The 3,491-nt window shown below is 70.4% G+C and carries 3 protein-coding genes; all 3 read left to right on the top strand.

Annotated elements, in window-relative coordinates; translation table 11 throughout:
- Window positions 1-966 (top strand): LLM class F420-dependent oxidoreductase (locus tag AOK03_RS32695; protein WP_055569008.1); only part of this gene is annotated, 966 nt, incomplete at its 5' end.
- Between the two features lie 44 nt (window positions 967-1,010).
- Window positions 1,011-2,153, top strand: a complete 1,143-nt coding sequence (locus tag AOK03_RS32690; protein ID WP_055569007.1) for an acyl-CoA dehydrogenase family protein — start codon at window positions 1,011-1,013, stop codon at window positions 2,151-2,153.
- Between the two features lie 54 nt (window positions 2,154-2,207).
- Entirely contained in the window at window positions 2,208-3,422 is a 1,215-nt protein-coding gene (locus tag AOK03_RS32685) for an acetyl-CoA C-acetyltransferase (protein ID WP_055569006.1), read from the top strand.
- Window positions 3,423-3,491 lie beyond the last annotated feature (69 nt).

The following is a 3,491-nucleotide window of genomic DNA, read 5'->3' as shown; positions in this document are numbered from 1 at the left end:
GCCGCCCTGGAGGCCGCGGGCCTGGACGCCGTGTGGGTGGCGGAGGCGTACGGCTTCGACTCGCCCACGATCATGGGCTATCTGGCGGCGCGCACGGAGCGCATGAAGATCGGCGCCGCCATCCTCAACGTCTACTCCCGCACCCCCGCCCTGATCGCCCAGACCGCCGCGGGACTCGACGCGGTCTCCGGAGGCCGCGCGGTCATCGGGCTCGGCGCCTCGGGCCCGCAGGTCGTCGAGGGCTGGCACGGCAAGGCGTACGACAAGCCGATCGGCCGCACCCGCGAGGCCATCGAGCTGACCCGCCGCATCCTGCGCCGCGAAGTCATCGACCACCACGGCATCACGGACATGCCGCTGCCCCCGGAGAAGGGCGGCAGACTCGGCAAGCCCCTGAAGATCCTCACCAGGCCGGTGCGCCCCGAAGTCCCGCTGTACGTCGCCTCCCTGGGCCCCGCCAACGTCCGCATGACCGCCGAGATCGCCGATGGCTGGCTGCCCACCCTCTTCCTCCCGGAGAAGGCCCACCAGGTGTGGGGCGCCTCGCTCGCCGAGGGCAAGGAGAAGCGTGATCCGGCCCTCGGACCGCTGGAGACCGTCGCCGGGGGACTGCTCGCCATCGGCGACGACGCGGCGGCCGCCCGCGACCTCGCCCGCCCGCAGATCGCCCTCTACGTAGGCGGCATGGGCGCCAAGGGGAAGAACTTCTACAACGACCTCGCGGTCGCGTACGGCTACGAGGAGGCGGCCGCACGCATCCAGGAGCTCTATCTGGCCGGGAAGAAGAAGGAGGCCGAGGCCGCCGTCCCGGACGAGTTCTGCGAGCTCATGTCGCTGTGCGGGCCCGTCGGCTACGTACGCGAACGCGTCGAGGCCTTCCGCGAGGCCGGCGTCACCATGCTCAACGTCACTCCCGTCGGCCCCGAGCCGGCCAAGTCGATCGAAACCGTCAAGGGCTGGCTCTAACAGGGCTCGCTGGTTCTCACAGGGCTCCAGGAGGCCACGTACAGATGAAACGGCAGATCTTCTCCGCCGAGCACGACGCGTTCCGCGAGACCGTCCGCACCTTCCTCGCCAAGGAGGTGCTGCCGCACTACGAGCAGTGGGAGAAGGACGGCATCGTCTCCCGTGAGGCCTGGCTCGCGGCCGGCAAGCAGGGGCTGCTCGGCCTCGCCGTCCCCGAGGAGTACGGAGGCGGCGGGAACGACGACTTCCGCTACTCCGCGGTCCTCGCCGAGGAGTTCACGCGCGCGGGCGCCGCGGGGCTCGCGCTCGGGCTGCACAACGACATCATCGGCCCCTACCTGACCTCGCTCGCCACCGACGAGCAGAAGCGGCGCTGGCTGCCCGGCTTCTGCAGCGGCGAGATCATCACGGCCATCGCGATGACCGAGCCCGGCGCGGGCTCCGACCTCCAGGGCATCCGCACCACCGCCGAGGACCGCGGCGACCACTGGGTGCTCAACGGCTCCAAGACGTTCATCTCGAACGGCATCCTCGCCGACCTCGTCATCGTCGTCGCCAAGACGTCCCCCGAAGGAGGCGCCCACGGGCTGTCCCTCCTCGTCGTCGAGCGTGGCGCGGAGGGCTTCGAGCGGGGCCGCAACCTCGACAAGATCGGGCAGAAGTCCCAGGACACCGCCGAGCTCTTCTTCAACGACGTACGCGTCCCCAAGGAGAACCTGCTCGGCGAGCTGAACGGCGCCTTCATCCATCTGATGACGAACCTCGCGCAGGAGCGCATGGGCATCGCCGTCGCCGGGATCGCCGCCGCCGAGCACCTCCTGGACATCACCACGACGTACGTGAAGGAGCGCGAGGCCTTCGGGCGTCCGCTCGCCAAGCTCCAGCACATCCGTTTCGAGATAGCCGAGATGGCCACCGAGTGCGCCGTCACCCGTACGTTCCTCGACCGGTGCATCGTCGATCACTCGAACGGGGAGCTCGACGCCGTGCACGCGTCGATGGCGAAGTGGTGGGCCACCGAGCTGCAGAAGCGCGTCGCCGACCGCTGTCTGCAACTGCACGGCGGCTACGGCTACATGGCGGAGTACCGCGTCGCCAAGGCCTTCACCGACGGACGCATCCAGACCATCTACGGCGGCACGACCGAGATCATGAAAGAGATCATCGGCCGTTCCCTCCTCGGCTGACCCCGCACCCTCCCGGACACCTCACCCTCCCGGACACCCCCGAAAGGCTCACGCGTGACCACCGAAGCGTACGTATACGACGCGATCCGCACCCCGCGCGGACGCGGCAAGGCCAATGGCGCCCTGCACGGGACCAAGCCCATCGACCTCGTCGTCGGCCTGATCCACGAGATCCAGGCCCGCTTCCCCGACCTCGACCCGGCCGCCATCGACGACATCGTCCTCGGCGTGGTGGGTCCGGTCGGCGACCAGGGCTCCGACATCGCGCGGATCGCGGCCATCGCCGCCGGGCTGCCCGACACGGTCGCCGGCGTCCAGGAGAACCGCTTCTGCGCCTCCGGCCTCGAAGCGGTCAACCTCGCCGCGATGAAGGTCCGCTCGGGCTGGGAGGACCTGGTGCTCGCGGGCGGCGTCGAATCGATGTCGCGCGTCCCGATGGCCTCGGACGGCGGCGCCTGGTTCGCCGACCCGATGACCAACTTCGAGACGGACTTCGCACCGCAGGGCATCGGCGCCGACCTGATCGCCACCGTCGAGGGCTTCTCGCGGCGCGACGTCGACGAGTACGCGGCCCTCTCGCAGGAGCGCGCCGCCGCGGCCTGGAAGGACGGCCGCTTCGCGAGGTCCGTCGTGCCGGTCAAGGACCGCAACGGCCTCGTCGTCCTCGACCACGACGAGCACCTGCGCCCCGGCACCACCGCCGACTCCCTCGCCAAGCTGAAGCCGTCCTTCAAGGACATCGGCGACCTGGGCGGCTTTGACGCGGTCGCGCTGCAGAAGTACCACTGGATCGAGCAGATCGACCACGTCCACCACGCGGGCAACTCCTCCGGCATCGTCGACGGCGCCTCGCTGGTCGCCGTCGGCACGAAGGAGGTCGGCGAGCGCTACGGCCTCACCCCGCGCGCGCGGATCGTCTCCGCGGCGGTCTCGGGGTCCGACCCGCTCATCATGCTCACCGGGCCCGCGCCCGCGACCCGCAAGGCGCTCGCCAAGGCGGGGCTCACCATCGACGACATCGACCTCGTCGAGATCAACGAGGCGTTCGCGGCGGTCGTGCTGCGCTTCGTGAAGGACATGGGTCTCTCCCTGGACAAGGTGAACGTCAACGGTGGTGCGATCGCTCTCGGCCACCCGCTCGGGGCGACCGGGGCGATGATCCTCGGGACGCTCGTGGACGAGCTGGAGCGGCGGGACCTCCGGTACGGGCTGGCCACGCTGTGCGTGGGCGGCGGCATGGGCATCGCCACGATCGTGGAACGGCTCTAGCGCCGTAGGGCCTGGGGGCAGCTGCCACCTGCGGGCCGGTGGTCCGTCCTCGCGCAGTTCCCCGCGCCC

This window comes from Streptomyces atriruber, assembly GCF_001418325.1.
GTDB classification, from domain to species: Bacteria; Actinomycetota; Actinomycetes; order Streptomycetales; family Streptomycetaceae; genus Streptomyces; species Streptomyces atriruber.
The sequence above is the reverse complement of the archived record's forward strand: the minus strand, read 5'-3'. Positions and strand labels throughout refer to the sequence as shown.